General features: G+C 75.5%; 21 protein-coding genes and 1 rRNA gene. 18 read left to right on the plus strand and 4 right to left on the minus strand.

Translation table 11 applies throughout. The features are described 5' to 3' along the window. Positions 1-9: 9 nt before the first annotated feature. Positions 10-126, plus strand: a 5S ribosomal RNA gene (gene rrf, locus ACI791_RS17235). A 71-nt stretch (positions 127-197) separates the two neighbouring features. Here rrf and ACI791_RS17240 read toward each other — a convergent pair. Next, positions 198-1,748, minus strand: coding sequence for a hypothetical protein (locus tag ACI791_RS17240; protein ID WP_456587159.1), 1,551 nt, complete (start codon positions 1,746-1,748; stop codon positions 198-200). A gap of 57 nt (positions 1,749-1,805) precedes the next feature. On the opposite strand from ACI791_RS17240, the gene ACI791_RS17245 reads away from it, so the two are divergent. Together ACI791_RS17245 and ACI791_RS17250 are read left to right on the plus strand one after the other, a co-directional pair. Further along, a complete protein-coding gene (locus tag ACI791_RS17245; protein WP_456587160.1) occupies positions 1,806-2,546 on the plus strand; it encodes a hypothetical protein in 741 nt (246 codons plus the stop codon). Between the two features lie 99 nt (positions 2,547-2,645). Continuing rightward, the gene (locus ACI791_RS17250; protein ID WP_456587161.1) at positions 2,646-3,005 is read left to right on the plus strand and encodes a single-stranded DNA-binding protein; all 360 of its coding nucleotides are present in this window, start codon (positions 2,646-2,648) and stop codon (positions 3,003-3,005) included. A gap of 17 nt (positions 3,006-3,022) precedes the next feature. Here ACI791_RS17250 and ACI791_RS17255 read toward each other — a convergent pair whose 3' ends face one another. Continuing rightward, on the minus strand, positions 3,023-4,333 hold the full coding sequence (locus ACI791_RS17255; protein WP_456587162.1) for a DUF1015 domain-containing protein: 1,311 nt from the start codon (positions 4,331-4,333) through the stop codon (positions 3,023-3,025). A gap of 108 nt (positions 4,334-4,441) precedes the next feature. Between ACI791_RS17255 and ACI791_RS17260 the strand changes: the two genes are divergently transcribed. Together ACI791_RS17260 and ACI791_RS17265 are read left to right on the plus strand one after the other, a co-directional pair. After that, positions 4,442-4,867, plus strand: a complete 426-nt coding sequence (locus tag ACI791_RS17260; protein WP_456587163.1) for a tetratricopeptide repeat protein — start codon at positions 4,442-4,444, stop codon at positions 4,865-4,867. Then, positions 4,864-5,979: an HAD-IIA family hydrolase gene (locus ACI791_RS17265; protein WP_456587164.1), complete on the plus strand. Its 1,116-nt coding sequence runs from the start codon at positions 4,864-4,866 to the stop codon at positions 5,977-5,979. Before ACI791_RS17260 ends, ACI791_RS17265 begins: the two co-directional genes overlap by 4 nt. Positions 5,980-5,989: 10 nt before the next feature. Here the strand turns inward: ACI791_RS17265 and ACI791_RS17270 are convergent, their stop codons facing one another. Continuing rightward, entirely contained in the window at positions 5,990-6,307 is a 318-nt protein-coding gene (locus tag ACI791_RS17270; RefSeq protein ID WP_347060569.1) for an alkyl sulfatase C-terminal domain-containing protein, read from the minus strand. A 199-nt stretch (positions 6,308-6,506) separates the two neighbouring features. Between ACI791_RS17270 and ACI791_RS17275 the strand changes: the two genes are divergently transcribed. From ACI791_RS17275 to ACI791_RS17295, 5 genes are all read left to right on the plus strand, one after another. Beyond that, entirely contained in the window at positions 6,507-6,779 is a 273-nt protein-coding gene (locus tag ACI791_RS17275) for a hypothetical protein (protein WP_456587165.1), read from the plus strand. Continuing rightward, the gene (locus ACI791_RS17280) at positions 6,779-7,576 is read left to right on the plus strand and encodes a TlyA family RNA methyltransferase (protein ID WP_347060571.1); all 798 of its coding nucleotides are present in this window, start codon (positions 6,779-6,781) and stop codon (positions 7,574-7,576) included. Before ACI791_RS17275 ends, ACI791_RS17280 begins: the two co-directional genes overlap by 1 nt. Then, the gene (locus ACI791_RS17285; protein ID WP_347060572.1) at positions 7,573-8,625 is read left to right on the plus strand and encodes an NAD kinase; all 1,053 of its coding nucleotides are present in this window, start codon (positions 7,573-7,575) and stop codon (positions 8,623-8,625) included. The genes ACI791_RS17280 and ACI791_RS17285 overlap by 4 nt, the downstream gene beginning before the upstream one ends. Then, positions 8,600-10,378, plus strand: a complete 1,779-nt coding sequence (gene recN, locus ACI791_RS17290; RefSeq protein WP_456587166.1) for a DNA repair protein RecN — start codon at positions 8,600-8,602, stop codon at positions 10,376-10,378. Before ACI791_RS17285 ends, recN begins: the two co-directional genes overlap by 26 nt. A 65-nt stretch (positions 10,379-10,443) precedes the next feature. Beyond that, positions 10,444-11,160: a methylase gene (locus ACI791_RS17295; protein ID WP_456587167.1), complete on the plus strand. Its 717-nt coding sequence runs from the start codon at positions 10,444-10,446 to the stop codon at positions 11,158-11,160. A 144-nt stretch (positions 11,161-11,304) separates the two neighbouring features. Here ACI791_RS17295 and ACI791_RS17300 read toward each other — a convergent pair whose 3' ends face one another. After that, positions 11,305-12,288, minus strand: coding sequence for a TetR/AcrR family transcriptional regulator (locus ACI791_RS17300; RefSeq protein ID WP_456587168.1), 984 nt, complete (start codon positions 12,286-12,288; stop codon positions 11,305-11,307). A 164-nt stretch (positions 12,289-12,452) separates the two neighbouring features. Between ACI791_RS17300 and steA the strand changes: the two genes are divergently transcribed. The 8 genes from steA to ACI791_RS17340 are packed head-to-tail and all read left to right on the plus strand — an operon-like array spanning position 12,453 to position 22,877. Beyond that, positions 12,453-13,640, plus strand: a complete 1,188-nt coding sequence (gene steA, locus ACI791_RS17305) for a putative cytokinetic ring protein SteA (RefSeq protein ID WP_347060576.1) — start codon at positions 12,453-12,455, stop codon at positions 13,638-13,640. Further along, positions 13,637-14,584: a copper transporter gene (locus ACI791_RS17310; protein ID WP_456587169.1), complete on the plus strand. Its 948-nt coding sequence runs from the start codon at positions 13,637-13,639 to the stop codon at positions 14,582-14,584. The genes steA and ACI791_RS17310 overlap by 4 nt, the downstream gene beginning before the upstream one ends. Then, positions 14,581-15,420 (plus strand): hypothetical protein, encoded by an 840-nt coding sequence (locus ACI791_RS17315; protein ID WP_456587170.1) that lies wholly within the window; start codon positions 14,581-14,583, stop codon positions 15,418-15,420. Before ACI791_RS17310 ends, ACI791_RS17315 begins: the two co-directional genes overlap by 4 nt. After that, positions 15,417-17,042 (plus strand): murein biosynthesis integral membrane protein MurJ, encoded by a 1,626-nt coding sequence (gene murJ, locus ACI791_RS17320; RefSeq protein WP_456587171.1) that lies wholly within the window; start codon positions 15,417-15,419, stop codon positions 17,040-17,042. Before ACI791_RS17315 ends, murJ begins: the two co-directional genes overlap by 4 nt. Then, entirely contained in the window at positions 17,035-18,180 is a 1,146-nt protein-coding gene (locus ACI791_RS17325) for a glycosyltransferase family 4 protein (RefSeq protein ID WP_456587172.1), read from the plus strand. Before murJ ends, ACI791_RS17325 begins: the two co-directional genes overlap by 8 nt. Continuing rightward, complete coding sequence (locus ACI791_RS17330) at positions 18,177-20,567, plus strand: hypothetical protein (RefSeq protein ID WP_456587173.1); 2,391 nt, start codon at positions 18,177-18,179, stop codon at positions 20,565-20,567. Before ACI791_RS17325 ends, ACI791_RS17330 begins: the two co-directional genes overlap by 4 nt. After that, positions 20,542-22,266, plus strand: coding sequence for a CTP synthase (locus tag ACI791_RS17335; RefSeq protein ID WP_347060584.1), 1,725 nt, complete (start codon positions 20,542-20,544; stop codon positions 22,264-22,266). Before ACI791_RS17330 ends, ACI791_RS17335 begins: the two co-directional genes overlap by 26 nt. A 2-nt stretch (positions 22,267-22,268) precedes the next feature. After that, complete coding sequence (locus ACI791_RS17340) at positions 22,269-22,877, plus strand: NUDIX domain-containing protein (protein ID WP_456587174.1); 609 nt, start codon at positions 22,269-22,271, stop codon at positions 22,875-22,877. Positions 22,878-22,889: the final 12 nt, after the last annotated feature.

The raw sequence follows: 22,889 nt of genomic DNA on the forward strand, positions 1-22,889 counted from the left end.
TCACAGAGTTACGGCGGCCATGGCGAGAGGGAAACGCCCGGTCACATTCCGAACCCGGAAGCTAAGCCTTTCAGCGCCGATGGTACTGCCCTGGAGACGGGGTGGGAGAGTAGGACGCCGCCGGACATACTTCACCGAACGGGGGTCAGAGCTAGCGCTCTGGCCCCCGTTCGCTATTCCCATTCCGCCGCGAGCCGTCATGGCTGTGTGCGGCGCCAGCGAAGAGGTACCCAGGACACATGACTTCTCCGCGACGCGGTTCCGGCGACGGAGGACCGGCTTCCCGCGGCTCCCGCCCCGAGGGCAACCGCGGCTCCGGCGGCGCCGGCCAGCGCGGCGGTTCGCAGGGTGACCGTCCTCGTGGGGATTGGCAGGACCGGCGCCCGCAGGGTGATCGTCCGCAGCGGCCGCAGGGTGACCGTCCTCGTGGGGATTGGCAGGACCGGCGCCCGCAGGGTGATCGTCCGCAGCGGCCGCAGGGTGACCGTCCGCGTGGGGATTGGCAGGACCGGCGCCCGCAGGGTGATCGTCCGCAGCGGCCGCAGGGTGACCGTCCGCGTGGGGATTGGCAGGACCGGCGCCCGCAGGGTGATCGTCCGCAGCGGCCGCAGGGTGACCGTCCGCGCGGGGATTGGCAGGACCGGCGCCCGCAGGGTGATCGTCCGCAGCGGCCGCAGGGTGACCGTCCGCGCGGTGATTGGCAGGACCGGCGCCCGCAGGGTGATCGTCCGCAGCGGCCGCAGGGCGAGCGTCCGCGCGGGGATTGGCAGGACCGGCGCCCGCAGGGTGATCGTCCGCAGCGGCCGCAGGGTGACCGTCCGCGCGGTGATTGGCAGGACCGGCGCCCGCAGGGTGATCGTCCGCAGCGGCCGCAGGGCGAGCGTCCGCGCGGTGATTGGCAGGACCGGCGCCCGCAGGGTGATCGTCCGCAGCGGCCGCAGGGTGACCGTCCGCGCGGTGATTGGCAGGACCGGCGCCCGCAGGGTGATCGTCCGCAGCGGCCGCAGGGTGACCGTCCGCGCGGTGATTGGCAGGACCGGCGCCCGCAGGGTGATCGTCCGCAGCGGCCGCAGGGCGAGCGTCCGCGCGGTGATTGGCAGGATCGCCGTCCGCAGGGTGATCGTCCGCAGCGGCCGCAGGGTGACCGTCCGCGCGGTGATTGGCAGGACCGGCGCCCGCAGGGTGATCGTCCGCAGCGGCCGCAGGGCGAGCGTCCGCGCGGTGATTGGCAGGATCGCCGTCCGCAGGGTGATCGTCCGCAGCGGCCGCAGGGTGACCGTCCTCGTGGGGATTGGCAGGATCGCCGTCCGCAGGGTGATCGTCCGCAGCGGCCGCAGGGTGAGCGTCCTCGTGGGGATTGGCAGGATCGCCGTCCGCAGGGTGATCGTCCGCAGCGCCCGCAGGGTGACCGTCCTCGCGGGGATTGGCAGGATCGCCGTCCGCAGGGTGATCGTCCGCAGCGCCCGCAGGGTGACCGTCCTCGCGGGGATTGGCAGGACCGCCGTCCCCAGGGTGATCGGCCGCAGGGCGGCTGGCAGGGCCGTCGTCCATCGGGAGACGTTCCGGACCGGCGCCCGCCGGTGCCCGCCGGGCCGGAGATTCCCGAGTGGGCTGACCCGCGGGAACTGGACCCTGCGATCCGGGCCGCCTTGCGCGGACTGGACCCGCGTAACTCCGCGAAGGTCGCCGGCCACCTCGTCGTCGCCGGGACGCTCGTGGACGAGGACCCGGAGACCGCGCTCGCGCATGCCCGAGCAGCGCGCGACCGAGCTTCGCGCCTGGCCGTTGTCCGGGAGGCCGTCGGTGTGGCGGCGTACCACGCCGGTGACTTCGCCGAGGCGGCCAGGGAGCTGCGCGCCTACCGCCGGATGAGCGGGGACCAGGGATACCGGGCGGTGCTCGCGGACTGCGAGCGCGCGCTCGGCCGACCGGAGGTCGCCATCCGACTGGTCAACGAGGCCCTCAGCGAAGGTGTGGACGTGGCCGAAGAGGTCGAACTGCGACTGGTCGAGGCCGGTGCGCGGCAGGACCTCGGCGAGGACGCGGCGGCCCGGCTGGTCCTCGAGGCGGCCCTCGGTGGCCGTCCACAGCCTGCGGACCTCCGCGCTGGCGACGGGGGACGGCTCCGCCTCGCGGCTGCGTACGCCGAGCTCCTCGCCGCCCAGGGGGAGACCGAGCGCGCCGGCGCGTGGCTCGGCGTCATCGCGGAGATCGACCCCGAGTTGGCCGGTGAGGACCTCGGCGTCGAGTTCAGCGAGCTCGACGACGAGGAGGACCTCGAGTTGGACGACGACCGAGGCGAGGACGTCGGACGCCAGGTGTCCGAGCAGGAGTCCGAGCCTGAGGCGGCTGCTCTGGTCGGCGTCGGCGACGACGCCGAAGATTTCGATGACGTCGAGGAAGAGATCGACGCCCCGGGGGAGGGCCGCCCGAACTTCGACGAGGAGGTCGAGGCGGAGGTCGCCGAGCTGCTGGGCGAGCGCGACGACGTGGACGCGGACGGGGCCTCGAGCCCCGGGTCCGGGGAGACCGTCCCCGAGCACTGATCTCCGACAGGACGACCGCGGCCGTCCACACGCCGGCCCGGCGTCCACAGATCGCCACGACGAACTCCCGTCGGCACGGCGAGCCGACAGGCTTCGGCCATGACCGTGGCTGTGATCGATCGCAATGACGTGGTCCTGGGGGGGGGGGTGTCCGCCCCCGCAGAACTCCGAACCCTCCTCAGCGGTGACACGCTCCTCACCTTCCGCCTGGTGGTGCGCAGACCCGCCCCGAGGGTGCGGGGGCAGTCGGTGGACGTGCTCACCTGCATCACCTACGACCGCAGCCTGCAGCGACGGATCGCCGTGTGGCAGCCCGGTGACGTCGTCGAGGTCGAGGGCGCCCTGCAGCGGCGGTTCTGGCGGACCGGGTCGGGCACGGCCTCGGTGTGCGAGGTGAACTGCCGGCGCGGGCGCAAGATCCCACGGTCGGCCGCGCGCGTGGCGGAGGAGACCGCGTGACCGAGGCCGGGTGCCGGTCAGTCGGGCAGCGGACGCAGCACCAGACCGGTTCTGGGCTTCGGCACGAAGAGGGTCGACTTCCGGGGCATACGCGCGCCGGCCCGTGCGACGGCGGCGACGTCGGTCGGCGAGGGGGCCCGGAGCAGCACTGCCACGCCGGCCCGGTCGAGGGCCGTCCGCACGGCCTCGTCGAGGCTGTGCGCGATGAGGACGGAGTCCACCGTGTCGGGGCGACCCCACAGGTGCCCGACCAATCCGTGGTGAGCCAGCACCACGTCCAGGTTCCGCCAGGCGGGTGGGGCCTCCGCCGGCACCGCGGCCCGGATTTCGGGAGCCGCAGCGGTCAACCGCACCAGCCGGACGCCGTCGCTGAGGAGGATGCCTCGCTCCGCAGGATCGCCGAGCCAGGTGCGCGCGGCCGCGACGACGGACTCCGTGCCCGCGCCGCTCACCGGCAGCTCGGCGGCGACGAAACCGCGCCCGGCGGCGACGACGGCGCTGTCGAAGGGAAGTGCGGGAACCACCCGGTGGATCGGGTCCACCCGGAGGCCGCCCCCGCCCATCGGGGTGACCAGTGCGAGGACGGCGTCGGTACCCGAGGCGCACCGCTGGGCCCGGGCATTGGCGCGCGCGGCGGCGAAGCGGTGGTGGCCGTCGGCGATGACGGCCTGTGTCCGGTTCAGCGCCGAGGAGACCGCCTCGATGGTCGCCACGTCGGGCACGCGCCAGAGCCGGTGCACCACCCCGTCGTCGTCCCGGAGCTCCAGCGTGCCCGGCGTCCGGCGCACGGCCTCCGTCGCCCGGGACACCGCCGGCTCGGGATCGTGCGCCAGCACGATCGGCTCCAGGTCGGTCCGCGTCGCAGCCAGCAGCGCGCGCCGTTCCTCAACGGCCGCGGGATAGGTGTCCTCGTGCGGGAGGACGGCGGTCGAATCCGCCGGCGGCAGGGTGACGGCACCCAGCCAGCCCAGTGTGGCCGCCCCGCCGTCGGCCGGCTGCAGTTCGTACAACCACAGCGCGGGCAGCTCATCGCGCACGAGGACCCCCTCGGCCTCCCACGCCTGCAGGGTCCAGGCAGCCAGGTCCGCGGAGTCTCTGCGCCCACCCTGACCGGCGTCGGGTCCCGGCAGAATCAGGCGGACGACGTTGTGCGGGTCCGCATCGGCCAGCAGGTCCCGGCCGGCGGGCGTCACCAGGTCGTAAGCTGGCGAGCTGACGCGCGCTAGGTAACCGGAGGCGCGCTGCCGATACGTCAGTGCCCGGAACGGCCGGACGTCCAGCCCCGGGGCCGGTCGAGGGCTCCGGGGACCTGCCGAGGACGAGAGCACGACGAGAACTGTAGGAGCGGCGGCGCACGCCGCGGACGGCCGCTGGTGCTGAGCGGGACGAGCCGGTGTGCGTGGCCGACGGTGGAGCGGTCCAGGAAGGGAGCAGCGTTGCCCGAGGCCAGTTGTCCGGCGGAAGGTGCCGGGGCCCGCGACACGCCCAGCGGGGGCGTCTACGAGTGGTACCGCCGGGGCCTGGAGCTGCTGGCGGACCGGCATCCGGACGCTGCGGCCACCCTGCTGGCACGTGCCGCCGAGGCCGAGCCCGGCTCCCGCAGCATCAGGGAGGCGCTCGCACGCGCCCAGTACGACGCGCACCGCTACCGCGAGGCGATCACCAGTTTCGCGAGCCTCATCGCGACCAACCCGACCGACGACTACGCCCAGTTCGGTCTCGGCCTCGCCGCCAGCCGAGCCGGGGACCTCGCGCTCGCCGTCGAGCACCTCGCGCTCGCGGTGGCCATGCGGCCGGACTCGGCCCACTACGCGCGGGCGCTGCGCGAGGTGCGCGCCCGCCAGACCCGGGAGTCGGTATGACCGGACCAGCCCCCGCACGGCTGATGGCCGGCCTCGCCCTCGGCTGCCCGGAGCCACTCGCCCGGCGGTACGACGTGGCGCTGCTGGACCTCGACGGCGTCGTCTACCTCGGTCCCGACGCCGTTCCGGGCGTGCCGGCGGCGCTGGCCGCCGTGCGTTCCGCCGGCATGCGACTGGGCTTCGTCACGAACAACGCGGCCCGCACCCCCGAGGAGGTCGCCGACCACCTGACCGAGCTGCAGGTCCCGGCCGAGCCGACCGACGTCATCACCAGCTCCCAGGCGGCGGCGACCGTGGTCGCCGGGCTCCTCGGCGCCGGGGCGCGGGTGCTCCCGATCGGCGGCCCGGGGGTCGCGGCCGCTCTCGCGGCTGCCGGCCTCGCCGTCGTCGACAGTGCCGACGACCGACCGGACGCGGTGGTGCAGGGCTACGGCCGGGAGGTGGGCTGGGCCCAGCTCGCCGAAGCCGTGGTCGCCGTCCGCGACGGTGCCCGGCACGTGGCCACGAACGCCGACGCCAGCATCCCCTCGCCCCGCGGCCCGCTCCCGGGCAACGGCGCCATGGTCTCGGTGGTCCGGGGGGTCACCGGCCAGGAGCCGCTGGTGACCGGGAAGCCGGACCCCGCCATGCACGCCGAGTGCGTCCGGCGCACGGGTGCCCGGAGCCCGCTCGTCGTCGGCGACCGGCTGGACACCGACATCGAGGGAGCTCGACGTGCCGGGGCGGCCAGCCTGCTGGTGTTCTCCGGCGTCACCGACCCGTCGACGCTGCTCGCGGCGGGACCGCGCCACCGACCCGACCTCCTGGCGGCCGACTGCACCGGCCTGCTGCACGCCCATCCGCCGGTGACCGCGGAGGGGGCGGCCTGGCGGTGCGGCGGCTGGACCGTCCGGTCGGTCGAGGGCGGCCACGGGCTGGAGCTCGCCGGTCCCGACGGCGACGTGCCTGCTGCGGACGGGGAGTCCGACGGGCTGGACGGCCTGCGGGCGCTCTGCGTCGCCCACTGGGCCGCACATCCCGACGACGGCGCGCCGGTGCGCGTGGTCGGCACCGGCCGGGCGGCGGCCGACCTGGCGGCGAGCTGGGGCCTCGCGGCGCCGGAGGGCAGCTGACCTGCCGCCGTCAGAGCAGCTTGCGCAACCGCAGCAGGTCGCGCAGTCCCGCCTCCAGCTTCACCCGGCCGCTGGCCCACGCCGAGCCGAACGACAGCCGGCCGTCGGTCAGGGCCACCAGGTCGTCGCTGGTCATGGTCAGCCTGATGTCGGCCTTGGGAACAGCCGGCCCGTCGGGAACCGAGTGCAGATTGCGGACGGCACCGGAGCTCAGCCGGCCGAGCACCACCTGGTCCAGGTCGGTGAGCCGGCAGGAGAGGCTGCGGTCCAGCCCCGCGGCAGCCGGGTTAGCGGCGAGGTCGCCGAGGATCCCGGTCAGGGCGGTCATGCACTGATCCATCGTGGCCACGCGGGCAGGTCTCCCCTGGGGTCGGCGGCGGGCGGTCGTCCCGACGCTATCGCGCTGCTGCGTCCGGCCCGTCCGCGTCGCCCCCGGCCGGTAACCTCCGCAGGAGACCCCGGCACGGGCCGCAGCTCCGCCCCACCCCGCCGGCCGCCGCCCGACCCTGCATCCGAGAGGCGCACCCATGACCGAGCCGACCGCGTCGCGACCGGTACCCGGGCCGTTCCGGCCCGGACCCCGGCCGGTGCCGGTTCCGGCTCGTGACGCCGCCTCCGCCCCGGACGCGGCGCCCGAGGGCGAACCGATCGATGCCGCGGACGCGCCGACGGGGGAGGGCGCGGACACCCAGCGTGCGCTCGCCGGTCTCACGGAGCTGCCCGTGGCCGAGCACGTCGCCGTCTTCGAGGCCGAGCACGCGCGCCTGCAGCGCGAGCTCGGCACGATCGACCCCCGCTGATGGCCCGTCGCTCCCGGCTCGACGCCGAGCTCGTCCGCCGCGGCCTTGCCCGGTCCCGCGAGCACGCCGTCTCCCTCATCGCGGAGGGGCGGGTCGCGGTCGCCGGTCAGGCCGCCACCAAGCCGGCCACCGGCGTGGAGGCGGGCACCCCGGTCGTCGTGCGGACCGATCCCCACCAGCCGTCCTGGGTCTCGCGCGGGGCGCACAAGCTGCTCGGCGCGCTCGAGGCGTTCCCCGTCGCCGTCGAGGGGCGTCGTGCGCTGGACGCCGGTGCCTCCACCGGCGGGTTCACCGAGGTGCTGCTGCGTGGCGGCGCCGACGAGGTCGTCGCGGTCGACGTCGGGTACGGGGAGCTGGCGTGGTCACTGCGCACCGACGAGCGCGTCCGGGTGCACGAGCGCACGAACGTCCGCACGCTGACGCCGGAGGCGATCGGCGGGCCGGTCGACCTCGTGGTCGCCGACCTCTCGTTCATCTCGCTGCGGCTGGTGCTGCCCGCGCTCACCGCCTGCGCCCGGCCCGGTGCCGACCTGCTGCCCATGGTCAAGCCTCAGTTCGAGGTCGGCCGCGAGCGGCTGGGCGCCGGCGGGGTGGTGCGCGATCCCGAGCACCGCGTGCAGGCGGTGCTCGACGTGGGCAGAGCAGCGGCAGCGCTCGGCTGGGGAACCACCGGCGTGGTGGCCAGCCCGCTGCCGGGCCCCGCCGGCAACGTGGAGTTCTTCCTCTGGCTGCGGTCCGACGCCGGGCCGATCGAGGAGGACGCCGTCCGTCGAGCAGTTCAGGAGGGACCGCAGTGAGCAAGCCGAGCACGGCATCGCCCGACGGGCAGGAGGCCCGGCGGGTCCTGCTCACGGTCCACACGGGGCGGCGCGACGTCGTCGAGCTGGCCCAGACATCCGCGGCGCGGCTGCTCCGCGGGGGCATCGAGGTGAAGATTCTCGAGGAGGAGGCCCCTGGCCTGGACATCCCCGGCGCCGAGGTCGTCCCGTGCGACGAGGCCGCCGCCCAGGACGCCGAGATCGTCATGGTCTTCGGTGGCGACGGGACGTTCCTGCGCGCCGCCGAGCTGGCCCGGTACACCGACGCGGCACTGATGGGGGTCAATCTCGGCCGCGTCGGTTTCCTCGCCGAGACCGAGCCCGAAGCCGTCGAGGAGACCCTGGCCGCCATCGAGAACTGCGAGTACTCGGTCGAGGAGCGGCTGGCCATCCGGGTCGACGTCCTCGACGCCGCGGGCACGGTCGTCGGCGGCACGTGGGCGCTGAACGAGGTGTCGGTGGAGAAGGCCGAGCGCTCCCGCGTGCTCGACGTCGTCATCGCGATCGACGGGCGGCCGCTGACCAGCTTCGGCTGCGACGGTGTGCTGTGCGCCACCCCCACGGGGTCCACGGCCTACGCCTTCTCCGCCGGCGGCCCGGTGGTGTGGCCCGACGTCGAGGCGCTGCTGCTGGTCCCCACGAACGCGCACGCGCTCTTCGCCCGGCCGCTGGTCACCTCGCCGAACTCGGTGCTCACCGTGGCGGTCCCCGCCGACGGCAACCGGGCCCGGGTGTCGGCCGACGGACGGCGCACCGTGCAGGTCCCCGACGGCGGCCGGGTCGACGTGCGGCGAGCCAACCGGCCGGTGCGCATCGCCCGCGTGCACGCCGCCACCTTCGGCGACCGGCTGGTCGCGAAGTTCGGCCTTCCGGTGCGCGGTTTCCGCGATGCCCGGCACGCCGGACCGGGGCACGAGCTGTTCACCAGCCGCAACGTCCTGGCCCGCGACGTCCTCACCGCCGACGGCGCGGACGTCCCGGCCCCGGCGCGGGAGGTGAGCGGTGGCGGCACGCACGACGACGTCTGAGCGACCGACCCCGGCGACGACCGCCGCCGGCCGCCTCTCCGAGCTGCGCATCCGCGGCCTCGGCGCCATCGACGACGTCATGCTCGAGCTCGGCCGTGGGCTGACCGTGGTGACGGGGGAGACCGGCGCTGGGAAGACGATGGTGGTGACGGGCCTGACCCTGCTCTTCGGCGGCCGCGCCGACCCGGGGCGGGTCCGGTCGAGCGGGCGAGCGGGGGTCGAGGGACGGCTGGAGCTGCCGCCCGAGTCGCCGGCCTGGGCCCGCGCCATCGACGCCGGCGCCGACCCCGACGACGACGGCAGCCTCATCCTGGCGCGCACCGTCAGCGCCGAGGGCCGGTCCCGCGCCTACCTGGGCGGGCGCAGCGTTCCGGTCGGGGTCGTCGCCGAGCTGGCCGAGAACCTGCTGGCCGTGCACGGGCAGACCGACCAGCTGCGCCTGTCGCGGCCGGCCGAGCAGCGCCGGGCGCTCGACCGGTACGCCGGCGCCGACCACCTGGCCCTGCTGGAGCGGTACCGCCAGGCGCACCAGCGCTGGCGCGCGCTAGCGGCCGACCTCGAGCGCCGGCACGGCCAGGCCCGGGAGCTGGCGCAGGCGGCCGACGTGCTCCGGCACGGCCTCGAGGAGATCGAGACGGTCGCGCCGGAGCCCGGGGAGGACGAGGCGCTCGACACCCAGGCCAAGCGGCTCAGCGACGCCGACGCGCTGCGCGCCGCCGCCGACGAGGCGCGCATGGCGCTGATCGGCGACGTGACCGGCGACCTCGGTGGCGGCGAGCTGCCCCAGGACGCCACCGCCGCGCTGGCCATCGCCGAGCGGGCGCTGGCCGCCTCCGACGACCCCACCCTGGTCCTGCTCGCCCAGGATCTCGCCGACGCCGTCGCCGTGGTGTCCGACGTCGCCGGTCAGCTCGCCGGGTACGTCGCCGATCTGGACGCCGATCCGGGTCGGCTGGCCGAGGTGCTCGACCGGCGGGCCGTCATCACCGCGCTGGTCCGCAAGTACGCCGACGCGGGCGCGGGCGTGGCGGGGGTGCTCGCCTGGGCCGAGGACGCGCAGCGCCGGCTCGCCGAGCTCGACGTCTCCGACGAGGCGCTGGAGGCGCTGGCGGCCGAACGGGACGCCGCCCGTGCCGAGGTCGACCGGCTGGGCGCGGAGATCTCGGCCGGCCGCCGGGCCGCCGCGGAGGGCTTCGCCGCCGACGTGGGTGCCGAGCTGGCCGGCCTGGCGATGAAGAGCGCCCGGGTCTCCTTCAGCATCGACAGCCACCCCGACGACCCGGGCCCGGACGGCATCGACGAGGTGGCGCTGCTGCTCGCCGCCCACCCCGGCGCGCCGCCACGGCCGGTGCACAAGGGGGCCTCCGGCGGTGAGCTCTCCCGGGTCATGCTGGCCATCGAGGTCGTGTTCGCCGGCGCGGACCCGGTGCCCGTCATGGTCTTCGACGAGGTGGACGCCGGCGTCGGCGGTCAGGCGGCCGGGGAGATCGGCCGGCGGCTGGCCCGGCTGGCTCGGGACCACCAGGTCGTCGTCGTCACGCACCTGGCGCAGGTGGCGGCTTTCGCCGACACCCACCTCGTCGTGGACAAGTCGCCGGACACCGGCGCCGGGGTCACCGCCACCGACATCCGCTCGGTCGACGGCGAGGACCGGGTGCGCGAGCTCGCCCGGATGCTCTCCGGCCTGGCCGACAGCGACACCGGCCAGGCGCACGCCCGGGAGCTCCTCGCCGTGGCCGCGGCCGCCCGCTGACCCTGTGTCGCCGGGTCGGGGTGACCCGGGGAGTGCCGCGGTGCGCGGCGGGGTAGGGGGCGCCGGTGACCTGCTTCTCCTCCACCGACGAGTCCGCGCACTACGGGTTCTCGGTGTGCATGCTGCTCGACCGGTACCGCGACCAGCTGCCCTGGGCGGAGGAGGGCGTCGACGAGCTGGGCACCGGTGACGCCACCGCCATCGCCGACGTCGTGCGCGCGCTCACCGGGCTGCGGGTGCGCAGTTACGACATCAGCGCGCCGTCGGTCGAGCGGGCCCGCGCCAACATCGCCGAGCTCGGGGTCGCCGACCGCTACACCGTGGAGCTGGGTGACTTCTTCGACCAAGCTGACTCGGCCGGTGGGCACCAGGCGACCACGGTGATCTCCAACCCGCCCTACCTCCCGGCCCCTGACCGCGACATCCTGATGCCCGAGCTGTGGGGCGGCGTCCGCGGCAACGACCTGGTGCTGCAGCTGCTCAAGGCCGGGTACACCAACGTCATCTCTGCCGTGGCCAGCTACTCCGATCCGCAGGGAACCCTGCGCACCGCCGAGGACCTCGGCTACCGCGTCGTCAACTTCCTCGCCATGGGCCTGGACTACGGGCCCTACAGCAGCGAGCCGAAGGTGCGGGAGCACATCCGCCGGCTGTGCGAGGACGGCCACGGCTGGGCGGGGGAGGGCGGCTACATGGTCGCCGTCGCCCTCTTCACCCGGGACCCCGGCCTCCCGGGCGACCGCGCCGACCAGCTGCTGAACTCTCTTCAGATCACTCTGTGATCCGACCGCGGCCAGGTGCCGTGCCCCGGATGGGCTGAGCCGTTGTCCGCGCCCCCTCGGGGAGCCTCCGGCCCCCGCTCGGCGGCTCGCCTCGCGGGGGCGGCTCCGCGACCTCCTCGGGGACCCATCGGACCCCGTCGTCGGTCACCTCCGCTTGGCGTAGCCGGCGAGGCCGAACTGCAGGAGTGCGAGCCCGCGACGGCCCTGCCGGCGCAGCTCCGCGGACAAGTCCGGCCCGCTGATCCCGTCGAGCACCCGGTCCCGTGCCAGGTCGAGCAGGGAGGCGTACAGCCCCAGGATGGCGTGCGCGGCCAGCCAGGGCTCGATCTGGCCCGGCTTCGCGGCGGTCTCCTCGGCGATGAGATCGGCCAGCGAGCCGGTGAGCTCGCCGAGGATCTCCCGTTCACGGATCTGCAGCGTGCGGCTGCCCCGGATCACCCGCGCCATCTGCCCGACGCCGTCGGCCGCCTCGGGCGTTCCGAGCAGGCTGATCGCCGCGACGACGAAGCTGCCGGCGGCTGCGGCCACGGACTCACCGGCGGGGCGTCGGCGCACGGCATCCAGCAGGGCCGCGCGCATGGGCGGGTCGGTGTCGAAGACCAGGCCTTCCTTGACCGGGAAGTGGTTGAACACCGTCTTCTCCACGACCCCGGCGCGCTGGGCGATCTCCACCACGCTGACCGCGTCGAACCCACGCTCGGCGAACAGCTCGGTCGCGGCGTCGACGATCCGGTTGCGCGTCTGCTGGCGACGGCGTTCCCGCAGTCCGGATCCGCGCAGCGCCCGGCGACCGCGGCGCCGGTCGTCCCCGTCACCCTCCGTCACGCCGGCAGGACCGCCGCCGGCCGGCCCGCCCGTGGTCCCGGTGGCCGGCTCGGCGTCCGCGGCGGCCGCCGGCGGGGCGGGCTGGCCGGTCGGGGGAGTCAGCGCCACCGCCGGCCCGGCGGACGACTGCGCCGGTGGGGCGGGCGCCGTCGCGACCGGGTCGTCGACGTGGTCGGGCTCGGAACCGCCCAGATCAGGCGCGGGGACCGCCCGGATCACCGCGCCACCGACGGGCGCCACGGCGTCCTGGTCGGTCTGCGGGTAGGACGACGCAGTCGTCAGCGCACCTGCCACTCCAGTCACGCGGGCAACGTTAGTCACAACTCGGTAACGGTCCCGCGCAGGCGGCGCGCGGACGTCGCCGGCGTGTCGGCCGGACCCGGTGTCGGACACGGTCCGTGACCGGGACGTCGCCCATGCGCGTCGGACGAACGGCCGCGGAACTTCGCGTGGCAGCATGCGGTGTCATGCGCATCGGCACCGTTCGCCGCGGCCGGGCACAGGAGACAGGGTCCGGCGTCGCCGGCACCGTCCGTCTGGACCGCCGCACCAAGAACCTGACGAAACGGCTGCGCCCCGGCGACATCGCCGTCATCGACCACGTCGACATCGACCGGGTCTCCGCCGATGCGCTCGTCGGCTGCAAGGTCGCCGCGGTGGTCAACGCCGCCCCCAGCATCTCCGGCCGGTACCCGAACCTGGGCCCCGAGATCCTGATCAACGCCGGCATCCCGCTGCTCGACGACGTCGGCAAGGACGTGTTCGCCAAGCTCAAGGAGGGAACCCGGGTCCGCCTCGACGACGGCAAGCTGCTCGACGAGCAGGGCGCGGTGGTCGCGGAGGGCACCGTCCACGACAGTGCGACGGTGGCGGCCGCGATGGCGGATGCCAAGGCCGGTCTCTCGGTGCAGCTGGAAGCGTTCGCCGCCAACACCATGGAGTACATGAAGCGGGAGCGCGCGCTCCTGCTCGACGGTGTCGGCGTCCCCGACGTCACCACGTCCATCGAGGGCCGGCACGTACTCGTGGTCGTCCGCGGCTACGACTACAAGGAGGACCTGCACGCCCTCCGCTCCTACATCCGCGACTACCGCCCGGTGCTCATCGGCGTCGACGGCGGCGCCGACGCGCTGGTCGAGGCCGGCTACTCGCCCGACATGATCATCGGCGACATGGACTCGGTGAGCGACGACGTCCTGCGCTCCGGCGCCGAGGTGGTCGTGCACGCCTACGCCGACGGCCGCGCTCCCGGCCTGGCCCGGGTGCAGGACCTCGGCGTGGAGGCCATCACCTTCCCCGCCGCCGCCACCAGCGAGGACATCGCCATGCTCCTCGCCGACGAGAAGGGTGCCACGCTCATCGTCGCCGTCGGCACCCACGCCACCCTCGTGGAGTTCCTGGACAAGGGCCGCGGGGGCATGGCCTCGACCTTCCTCACCCGCCTGCGCCTGGGTGGCAAGCTCGTCGACGCCAAGGGCGTCAGCCGGCTCTACCGCAGCCGCATCTCGACCACCGCCCTCGTGATCCTGGTGATCGCCGCCCTCATCGCCATCGGATCGGCGCTGGCCCTCTCCGCAGCCGGGCGCGTCTACCTGGATCTGCTGCTCGACCAATGGAACAGCTTCATGTTCTGGCTGGAGAACCTCTTCTCGTGATCGACTTCCGTTACCACCTGGTCTCGCTGATCGCGGTCTTCCTGGCGGTGGCGCTGGGCATCGTGATCGGCACGACCGCGCTCAACGAGCCGATCCTGGCCGACATCGAGAACCAGGTCGCCGCTCTCGAGCGGGACAAGCGGAACCTCGAGGACCGCACCCAGGAGCTGCAGTCCCAGCTGGACACCTCGCAGGAGTTCGAGGAGGCCGTGGGCCCCGCACTGGTCGAGGGCACGCTCACCGACCGCAGCGTCCTGCTGGTCCCGACCAACGAGACCGTCACGCCGGAGACGGTGGAGGCGGTCACCGACCTGATCAGCGAGGCCGGCGGCTCGGTCAGCGGCGTGGTGCGTCTGGAGCCCGCGTACAGCGACCCGGCGACCGGCGCCGCCCTGCAGAGCTATGTGACCGGCTCCGGCCTCCCCGCGGGCGTGCAGCTGCCCGAGAGCGGCGACGCCGACGCGCTGGTGGCCTCGTTGTTGTCCCAGGTCCTGATGGTCCCGCCGGGCGGCCCGGTCCCCGACCCCGCCGCGGTCTCCTCGGTCCTCGCCGGCCTCAGCTCGCTGGACGTGCTTATCCCCGAGGGCGCGTCGGTCACGCCCGGCGACCACGCGGTGCTGCTCACCGGGAGCGGTTTCACCGGCGACGACGCCGAGCGCCGCAACGCCGCCCTCGTGGAGCTGGCCACGGCGCTGGACGCCCGCGGGCAGGGCGCCGTCGTGGCCGGCGACGCGACATCGGCCCGCCCGAACGGGCTCATCGGCACCATCCGTGCCGACCCGGCGCTCGCGACGGCGATCTCCACGGTCGACAACGTCGCCACCGTCGTCGGGCGGATCAGCACGGTCCTGGCGCTGGGGCAGGAGTCGCAGGGCACGTCGGGCAAGTACGGGACCGGCGAGGACACCCAGCCGGTGCCGCCGGTGCCCGCCGCCGCGCAGTGAGCGGCCGGCGCCCCGCGCTGCTCGCGCTGGCCGGCGCCGCGTCGGCGCGGGCCGCCCTCGCCGGAGCCGCCGCGCTGACCGACCGCCCGGCCGGCGCGCCGTGGCGGCGGACCAACTACGCCGGTCGTCCGGTGAGCCTGCTCGGGGGCCCCGTGCTGGCGTTCTCGGCCACGGCGGGCGCGGTGCTGGGCGCACCGCACGGTACCCGTGCCGCGGCTGCGCTCGTCGGCGCCGTGTCGGGTCTGGTGGGCGGTTACGACGACCTCGCCGGCGCCCGGCCGGAGCAGGCCCGCGACAAGGGGCTGGCCGGGCACCTGCGGGCGCTGCGGGAGGGCCGGGTCTCGGCCGGCGCGGTCAAGGTGGCCGGCATCGGTGCCGCCGCTGCCGCGGCCGCGTTCCTGACCCGCGACCCCGGCCGGGGGAGCGCGGCCCTGGTCGACGGCGTCCTCACCACCGGCCTGGTCGCTGGAACCGCCAACCTCCTGAACCTCCTGGACCTGCGGCCCGGGCGCGCGGCCAAGGCCGGGGCGATCGCCGCGGTCGCCGGCCTCGGCGGTCCGGCCGGCGGTCTGGTGGCCGGGCCGCTCGGGGCGACCCTCGCGGTGCTCCCCGAGGACCTCGGGGAGCGGATCATGCTCGGCGACTGCGGCGCGAACGCGCTGGGCGCCCTCCTCGGGCTGCGGCTGGCCGGAGCGCGCTCGCGCGGGGCCCGGGCCGGCGCGCTCGCCGCGATCACCGCGCTCACCCTGGCCAGCGAGCGGATCAGCTTCACCAGGGTCATCGAGGCCACCCCGGGACTCCGCGATCTGGACCGCCTCGGTCGCCGCTCGTCGTGAGCACCCGGCAGGTGGCGCGCGGGGTGGCCGGCGCCGCCGCCCTGATCGCGGCGCTCACCCTCCTGGCCCGGCTGGCCGGCTTCGGCCGCACGCTGGTGTTCACCAACACGGTGGGCGCCGGCAGCACCGGTGACGCCTACCTGGCGGCCAACAACGTCCCGAACATCGTCTTCGAGGTCGTCGCGGGGGGCGCGCTGGCCAGCCTGGTCGTGCCGATGCTCGCCGGCGGCATCGCCGCGGGCGACCGCGAGCAGGTGCGCCGCACCGCCTCGGCCCTGCTCGGCTGGACCCTCCTGCTGCTGATCCCGCTGGCGGTCCTGCTCGCGGTGCTCGCCGAGCCGATCGCCCGGCTGCTGCTCGGCGGGGGCGACGAAGCCGAGGTGGCGCTGGCCAGCCGCTTCCTGCTGGTCTTCGCGCCGCAGGTCGTCCTCTACGGGATCGGCATCGTCCTCACCGGCGTGCTGCAGGCGCACCGGCGCTTCGCCGGCCCGGCGCTGGCGCCGCTGCTGTCCAGCGTGGTGGTGGCGACGACGTACCTGCTCTTCGCCGCCATGGGCGGCGACCGGGACGTCGCCGGGCTCTCCACCCCGGCGGAGCTGGTGCTCGGCGTCGGGACGACGGTCGGCGTGGTCGCCCTCAGCCTGAGCCTGCTGCTCCCGATGCGGGGGCTGCGCCTGGGCCTGCGGCCCGCCCTGCGCTTCCCGGTCGGCGCGGCGCCCCGGGTGCGCCGGCTCGCCCTGGCCGGCGTGCTCACCCTCGCGGGGCAGCAGCTGCTGGCCGCCGTCGCCATCCGGCTGGCCAACGACGGGGCTCCCGACGGCACCCAGGTGATCTACGCGGCCGGCCTCACCGTCTTCCTCCTGCCCTGGGCCGCCCTGGCCGTCCCGCTGGCGACGTCGGCCTACCCCGGGCTGGCCGAGCGGGCCGAGAGCGGCGACGAGCCCGGTTACCGCCGTGCGCTCGCGCCGGTCACCGTGCTCACGGTCGCCGCCGTGGCCGTCGCCGCCGCGGCCCTGGTCGCGACCGCCGGGCCGATGGCGCGCGTCTTCCTCGGGTCGGGCACGGACGCCGAGGTGTCCGCGCTGCGCGACACCATCGTCGCCTTCGCTCCGGGCCTGCTCGGCTACGGGCTGGTGGCGCTGCTGACCCGGGCGCTCTACGCGCGCGGCGTGTGGCAGGCGCCCACCGTCTGCGTGCTCGGCGGGTGGCTGCTCGCCGTCGTCGCCGACATCGTGCTCGCCCGGGCCCTGCCCGCCGAGGACCGGGCGCTGGCGCTCGGGCTGGGGCACACCGTCGGCGTGACCGTCGCCGGGGCCGGGCTGCTGGTCGTGGTCGCCCGCGTCGCGGGCCGGGGGGCGCTGGGGGGCCTGGCCCGCACCGGCCCCGTGGCGGTCCTGGCGGCAGCCGCGGGCGGGGCCGCCGGGCTCTGGCTCGCCCGGGCCCTGGACGCGGACCCGGTGCCTGACGGTGGGCTGCTGGCCACGCTCGCCGCCGGCATCCTGGCCGGGGCAACCGTGCTCGTCGTGGCGCTGGCGGTCATGATGGGCACGGCCCGCGCGCAGCTGGTGGGGGCGATCCGGGAATTGCGGTCCACGGGCGAGCAGGAGGTACGCAGTGGCTGAGCCGGCCCTGCGGGACCGCCGGATCATCGAGGTGCTGGCCACCAGCACCGGCGGGGTCGGCACCCACGTGCGCTCGGTGCTGCCGGCGCTGGTCGCCTCCGGCGCCGCCGTCGCTGTCTGCGGGCCGCGTGCCACCGACGAGCTGTTCGGTTTCTCCGGCCGGGGCGCGACCTTCACCCCGGTGGAGATCTCCGCCGGGCTGGCGCCCGGGGCCGACGCCCGGGCGGTGCAGGCGCTCCGTGCGGCGCTGGCCGGCAGCGACCTGGTGCACGCCCACGGTCTGCGCGCCGGCCTGGTCGCCGCGGCCGCGCGGCGGCTGGGCGCACCCTCGACCCGGCTGGTCCTCACGCTGCACAACGCCCTGCCGGAGGGCGGCGGGCTGCGCCGCCGGGTGCTGGAGCGGGCCGAACGGGCCACCGTGCGCGCTGCGGACGTCGTGCTGGCCGCTTCGGCGGACCTGGCGGAGAACGCCCGGCGGCTGGGCGCCGGGGACGTGCGCCTGGCACCGGTGTCCGCTCCGCCGCTGCCGCCGGCCACGCGCGCCCCCGGCGAGGTCCGCGAGGAGCTCGGGCTCGACGACGACCGGGCGCTGGTCGTGGCGGTCGGCCGGCTGCACCCGCAGAAGGGATACGACGTCCTGCTGGACGCGGTGGCCCGCTGGTCGGCCGACCAGCGCCTGCGCCCCGCGCCCCTGGTCGTCGTCGCCGGGAACGGGCCGCTGCACGACGAGCTGACCGCGCGAATCCGTGCCGAGGCGCTGCCGGTGACCCTGCTCGGCCGGCGGGACGACGTCCCCGACCTGCTCGCCGCCGCCGACCTCTGCGTGCTGCCCTCCCGCTGGGAGGCGCGGTCGCTCACCGCCCAGGAGGCACTCCGCGCGGGCGTCCCGCTGGTGGCCACCCGCACCGGCGGGCTGCCGGAGCTGCTCGGCGACGCCGCCGAGCTGGTTCCGGTGGGTGACGCCGACGCGCTGGCGGAGGCGGTGGTGCGGGTGCTGTGCGACAGGGCGCACGCCGCCGAGCTCACCGCGGCGGGGCTCCGGCAGGCGGCCAGCTGGCCCGACGAGGAGGGCACGGCCGCCCAGCTGGTCGGGATCTACCGCGAGCTGCTGGGGACGACGGCCCGGCCCGGGGCATGAACGGCCCGGCGGTGCGGACCGCGCGCCGGGCCACCGCCCTCCTGGTGCTCCTCGTGCTGCTCCTGGTCGGCCTGCCGGCCCGGGCCGGCGCGGCGGCGGACGGGAGCCCCTACCCGGCCGACCGGGTCGTGGTGGTGGGCGTGCCAGGGTTGACCTGGGCCGACCTGGACCCGGGTACCACCCCGGAGCTGTGGTCGCTGGCCGAGGAGTCGGCCATCGGTGCGACCTCGGTGCGGGCCGCCCGCTCGACCAGCTGCCTGCTCGACGGCTGGGCGACGCTGGGCGCGGGCAACCGGGCACGCTTCCCGGGCACCGACGACGGGCTGCCCCCGGTGCCGCTGCCCACGGTGCCCGTGCCGGACGGCGAGGGCGCCGAGCAGCCGGAGGCCGCCGAGGAGCCGCGGCTGGACACCTCGCTCACGCACTGCGGCCTGCAGGAGCGGGTGGCGGGAGTCGCGCTGGGCGATCCGCAGGCCACCGTGGCCCGCATCGCCGAGGACGAGGGCACCGTCCGCTTCGGCGCCGAGCCCGGTGCCCTCGGGGAGTCGGTCGGGTGCGCCACGGTGGTCGGCCGGGCCGCGGCCCTGGCCGCCGCCGCGCCGGGCGTGCCGCTCACCGCGGCGCCCACCCTGCCGGGCGATCCGGAGGAGCTCGCCGAGCTGCTCACCGCCTGCCCGCTCGGCCTGGTCTCGCTGGACCAGCTCACCGACGCCGGGGTGCCCGGCGCCGAGCCCACCGACGACGGCACCCGGCCCGAGCCCCGTGCCGCCGCGCTCGGCCGGATCGACGAGGCCGTGGGGCGGGTGCTGACGGCAGTCGACCAGCTGCCGGGGGACACCCTGCTGCTGCTCGCCGGCATCTCCGAGGTCAACGACGGCCGTCCCCAGCTGCACGTCGGGATCGCCACCGGCCCCGGGTTCGGCGCGGGCTGGCTGACCTCCGCGAGCACCGGGCGGGCGCCGTTCGTGCAGCTGATCGACGTCGCCCCGACGGCCCTGCGGGCCCTCGGCCTCCCGACGTCACCGTCGATGAACGGGCAGCCGTGGCGCAGCACGGGGCAGCGGCCGGCGCTGGCCGAGGCGGTGGCCGAGCTGGAGCGGGTCAACACCGCGGCGATCACCCACCACCGCAACACCGGCGGTTTCTTCTGGACCTTCGTGCTCGTCGGCGCCGCCGTCGTCGGGCTGGGGATCCTGGTCGTCGGCACCGGCCGGCGGCACCGGCCGCCCGGCACGTGGACGTGGGCGCGCCGGGCGGTGCGCCTGCTCTGCCTGGCGGCGGCCGCGCTGCCCGCGGCGACCTACCTGGCGGGGCTCGCCCCCTGGGAGCGGGCCGGCGCACCGCTGGCCGCACTCGTAGCGGCGGTCGTCGTCGCCGACCTGGTCGTGCTGGCCGTCGCCGCCTTGGGACCGTGGCGCCGGCGCCCGCTGGGTCCGCCGCTGGCGGTCCTGGCCATCACGCTCGGCACCCTGGTCGCCGACGTCCTCACCGGCTCACCGCTCGAGCTCAACGGGCCGCTGGGCTACGACGCGGTCGTCGCCGGGCGGTTCACCGGCTACGGCAACCTGACCTTCGGGCTGCTCTCGGTGAGCGCGCTGGCGGTCACCGCCGCCCTGGCCACGGCGGCGGGCCGGCGGGCCGCCCCGGCGCGTCGCCGGGTCCGGACCGGGGCGGTCGTCCTCGCCGCGGGGCTGCTCGCCGTGGGGCTCATCGGGGCGCCGCCGCTCGGCCGGGACTTCGGCGGGGTCCTGGCGGCGTTGCCCGGGTTCCTGCTGCTGGCCATGCTGCTCACCGGGGTGCGGGTCACGGTCGTCCGCCTCGCCGCCATCCTGGCCGCCGCCGTCGTCGCCGTGGGGACGGTGGCGGTCCTGGACTGGCTCCGTCCGGCCGGCGAGCGCACCCACCTCGGTCGCTTCGTCGAGCAGGTCCAGAGCGGCGAGGCGTGGACGGTGGTCAGCCGCAAGGCCTCGGCCAACATCGGCATCCTGCTCGGCAGCCCGCTGGCCTGGATGCTGCCGGTGGCCCTGGTGGCCGGGGTCTGGCTGCTGCGGCGCGGCGGACCGCTGCGCAGCGCCGCAGCCGGTGCCGGTGCCCCGGCGCGCGGGCCGGGCGGTCTTCCGCCGGCGGACACCGCCGTGCTGCGCGCGACCCTGCTGGCGATCGCGCTGAGCCTCACGATCGGGGCGGCGGTGAACGACTCGGGCGTGGCCGTTCCGGCGACCGCGGCGGCGCTGCTGGTCCCGCTGCTCGTGTGGCTCGCGGTCGTTCCGGACGCCCGGGCCCCCGGAACGGAGGAGGCGCCCGGTCGCGGCCCCGATTCCGGTCGGGCAGACGGCGCCGGTCGTGTTACGGTCGTATCCCGTGGGTCGACCGTCTGGAACACGTGATCGCGGGCTTCTGCACAACTCCCAGCCGACGAAGTTCGTCTTCGTCACCGGCGGGGTTGTCTCCTCTCTGGGCAAGGGGTTGACGGCCAGTTCGCTGGGCGCCCTCCTCGCCAGTCGTGGCCTCCGCGTCACGATGCAGAAGCTCGACCCGTACCTCAACGTCGACCCCGGGACGATGAACCCGTTCCAGCACGGCGAGGTGTTCGTCACCGAGGACGGGGCCGAGACCGACCTGGACATCGGCCACTACGAGCGGTTCCTCGACACCGACCTCTCGGGCAGCGCGAACGTCACCACCGGCCAGGTCTACTCCGACGTGATCGCGAAGGAACGCCGCGGCGAGTACCTCGGCGACACCGTCCAGGTGATCCCGCACATCACCAACGAGATCAAGGCCCGCATCCTCGCCGGCGCCGACAGCGCCGAGCGTGTGGACGTGGTGATCACCGAGATCGGCGGCACGGTCGGCGACATCGAGTCGCTGCCCTTCCTGGAGGCCGCCCGCCAGGTGCGGCACGAGATCGGCCGGGACAACTGCTTCTTCCTGCACATCTCGCTGATCCCCTACATCGCGCCGTCGGGCGAGCTGAAGACCAAGCCGACGCAGCACTCGGTCGCCCAGCTGCGCAGCATCGGCATCCAGCCCGACGCGCTGGTCTGCCGGTCGGACCGGGAGATCTCCGAGGGCCTCAAGCGCAAGATCAGCCTGATGTGCGACACCGACGTCGAGGGCGTGGTGTCGTGCCCGGACGCCCCGTCGATCTACGACATCCCGAAGGTGCTGCACCGCGAGGGCCTGGACGCCTACGTCGTGCGCCGGCTGGGGCTGCCGTTCCGGGACGTCGACTGGACGGTGTGGGGGGATCTGCTCGACCGCGTGCACGCGCCCAAGCAGACGGTCACCATCGCGCTGGTCGGCAAGTACATCGACCTGCCCGACGCCTACCTCTCGGTCACCGAGGCGCTCCGGGCCGGCGGCTTCGCCCACCGCAGCCGGGTGCAGATCCGCTGGGTGCCGTCGGACGACTGCGAGACGCCCGAGGGCGCGGAGAAGGCGCTGGCCGGCGTCGACGGCGTCTGCATCCCCGGTGGGTTCGGCGTCCGCGGCATCGACGGCAAGCTCGGCGCCATCCGGCACGCGCGCGTCAACGGCGTCCCGGCGCTGGGCCTGTGCCTGGGCCTGCAGTGCATGGTCATCGAGTACGCCCGCAACGTCGCCGGCCTGGAGCGGGCCAACTCGGCGGAGTTCGACCCCGAGACCCCCGACGCGGTCATCGCGACCATGGCCAGCCAGGTCGACGTCATCGCCGGTGAGCGGGGCCTCGGCGGCACCATGCGCCTGGGCAGCTACCCGGCCGCGCTGCAGGCCGGCTCGGTCACGGCGGCGGCCTACGGCTCGACCGAGATCACCGAGCGGCACCGGCACCGTTACGAGGTCGCCAACGCCTACCGGGACCGGCTCAGCGACGCCGGGCTGGTCTTCTCCGGCACCTCGCCCGACGGGCTGCTGGTCGAGTTCGCCGAGCTGCCCCGCGAGGCCCACCCGTTCTTCGTCGGCACCCAGGCTCATCCCGAGCTGAAGAGCCGGCCCACCCGGCCGCATCCGCTGTTCGCCGCGTTCGTGCAGGCGGCGGTCGACCACCAGGAGGCCGCGCGCCTGCCGGTGCCGGTCGACGAGGCAGAGAAGGTCGGTATCTGACGATGACCACCCCGAGCTCGGACGACGCCCCGCACGAGTACCGCGTCCTGGACACCCGGCCGGTCTACGAGGGCCGGGTCATCCGCCTGGTCGCCGAGACGGTGGCCATGCCCGGCGGCGGGGACAGCGTTCGCGAGGTGGTGTGCCACCCGGGTGCCGTGGCCGTCGTGGCGCTCGACGACGACGGCAACGTGGTGCTGATCCGGCAGTACCGGCACCCCGTCCGTGGCTATCTCTGGGAGCTGCCGGCCGGTCTCCGGGACGCCGACGGCGAGCCGCCCCTGGAGACCGCGAAGCGTGAGCTGGCCGAGGAGGCCCTCCTCGCCGCGCAGCGCTGGTCGCTGCTGACGACCCACTACAGCAGCCCGGGCTTCTGCGACGAGATGGTGCTGGTCTACCTCGCCGAGGAGCTCAGCGAGGTAGGCCGCCCCGAGGGGTTCACCGTCGAGCACGAGGAGCTGGACATGACCGTCGAGCGGGTGCCTCTCGGCGACGCCGTCCAGCGGGTGTTCGACGGCGAGATCCGGAACTCCGCCGCCGTCGTCGGGCTGCTCGCCGCGGCGCAGGCGCGGGCTACCGGCCCGCGACTGCGGCCGGTCGACGCCGGGTAGGACGCGCCCGCG

This window comes from Blastococcus sp. SYSU DS0973 (assembly GCF_054051055.1).

Coding starts and splice junctions, on each gene's coding strand:
- ACI791_RS17240 (WP_456587159.1), bottom strand. CDS start 1,748: ATGCGCGAGCGCGGTCTCCGGGTCCTCGTCCACGAGCGTCCCGGCGAC.
- steA (WP_347060576.1), top strand. CDS start 12,453: ATGCGCATCGGCACCGTTCGCCGCGGCCGGGCACAGGAGACAGGGTCC.
- ACI791_RS17280 (WP_347060571.1), top strand. CDS start 6,779: ATGGCCCGTCGCTCCCGGCTCGACGCCGAGCTCGTCCGCCGCGGCCTT.
- ACI791_RS17265 (WP_456587164.1), top strand. CDS start 4,864: ATGACCGGACCAGCCCCCGCACGGCTGATGGCCGGCCTCGCCCTCGGC.
- ACI791_RS17330 (WP_456587173.1), top strand. CDS start 18,177: ATGAACGGCCCGGCGGTGCGGACCGCGCGCCGGGCCACCGCCCTCCTG.
- ACI791_RS17270 (WP_347060569.1), bottom strand. CDS start 6,307: ATGACCGCCCTGACCGGGATCCTCGGCGACCTCGCCGCTAACCCGGCT.
- ACI791_RS17275 (WP_456587165.1), top strand. CDS start 6,507: ATGACCGAGCCGACCGCGTCGCGACCGGTACCCGGGCCGTTCCGGCCC.
- ACI791_RS17340 (WP_456587174.1), top strand. CDS start 22,269: ATGACCACCCCGAGCTCGGACGACGCCCCGCACGAGTACCGCGTCCTG.
- ACI791_RS17250 (WP_456587161.1), top strand. CDS start 2,646: ATGACCGTGGCTGTGATCGATCGCAATGACGTGGTCCTGGGGGGGGGG.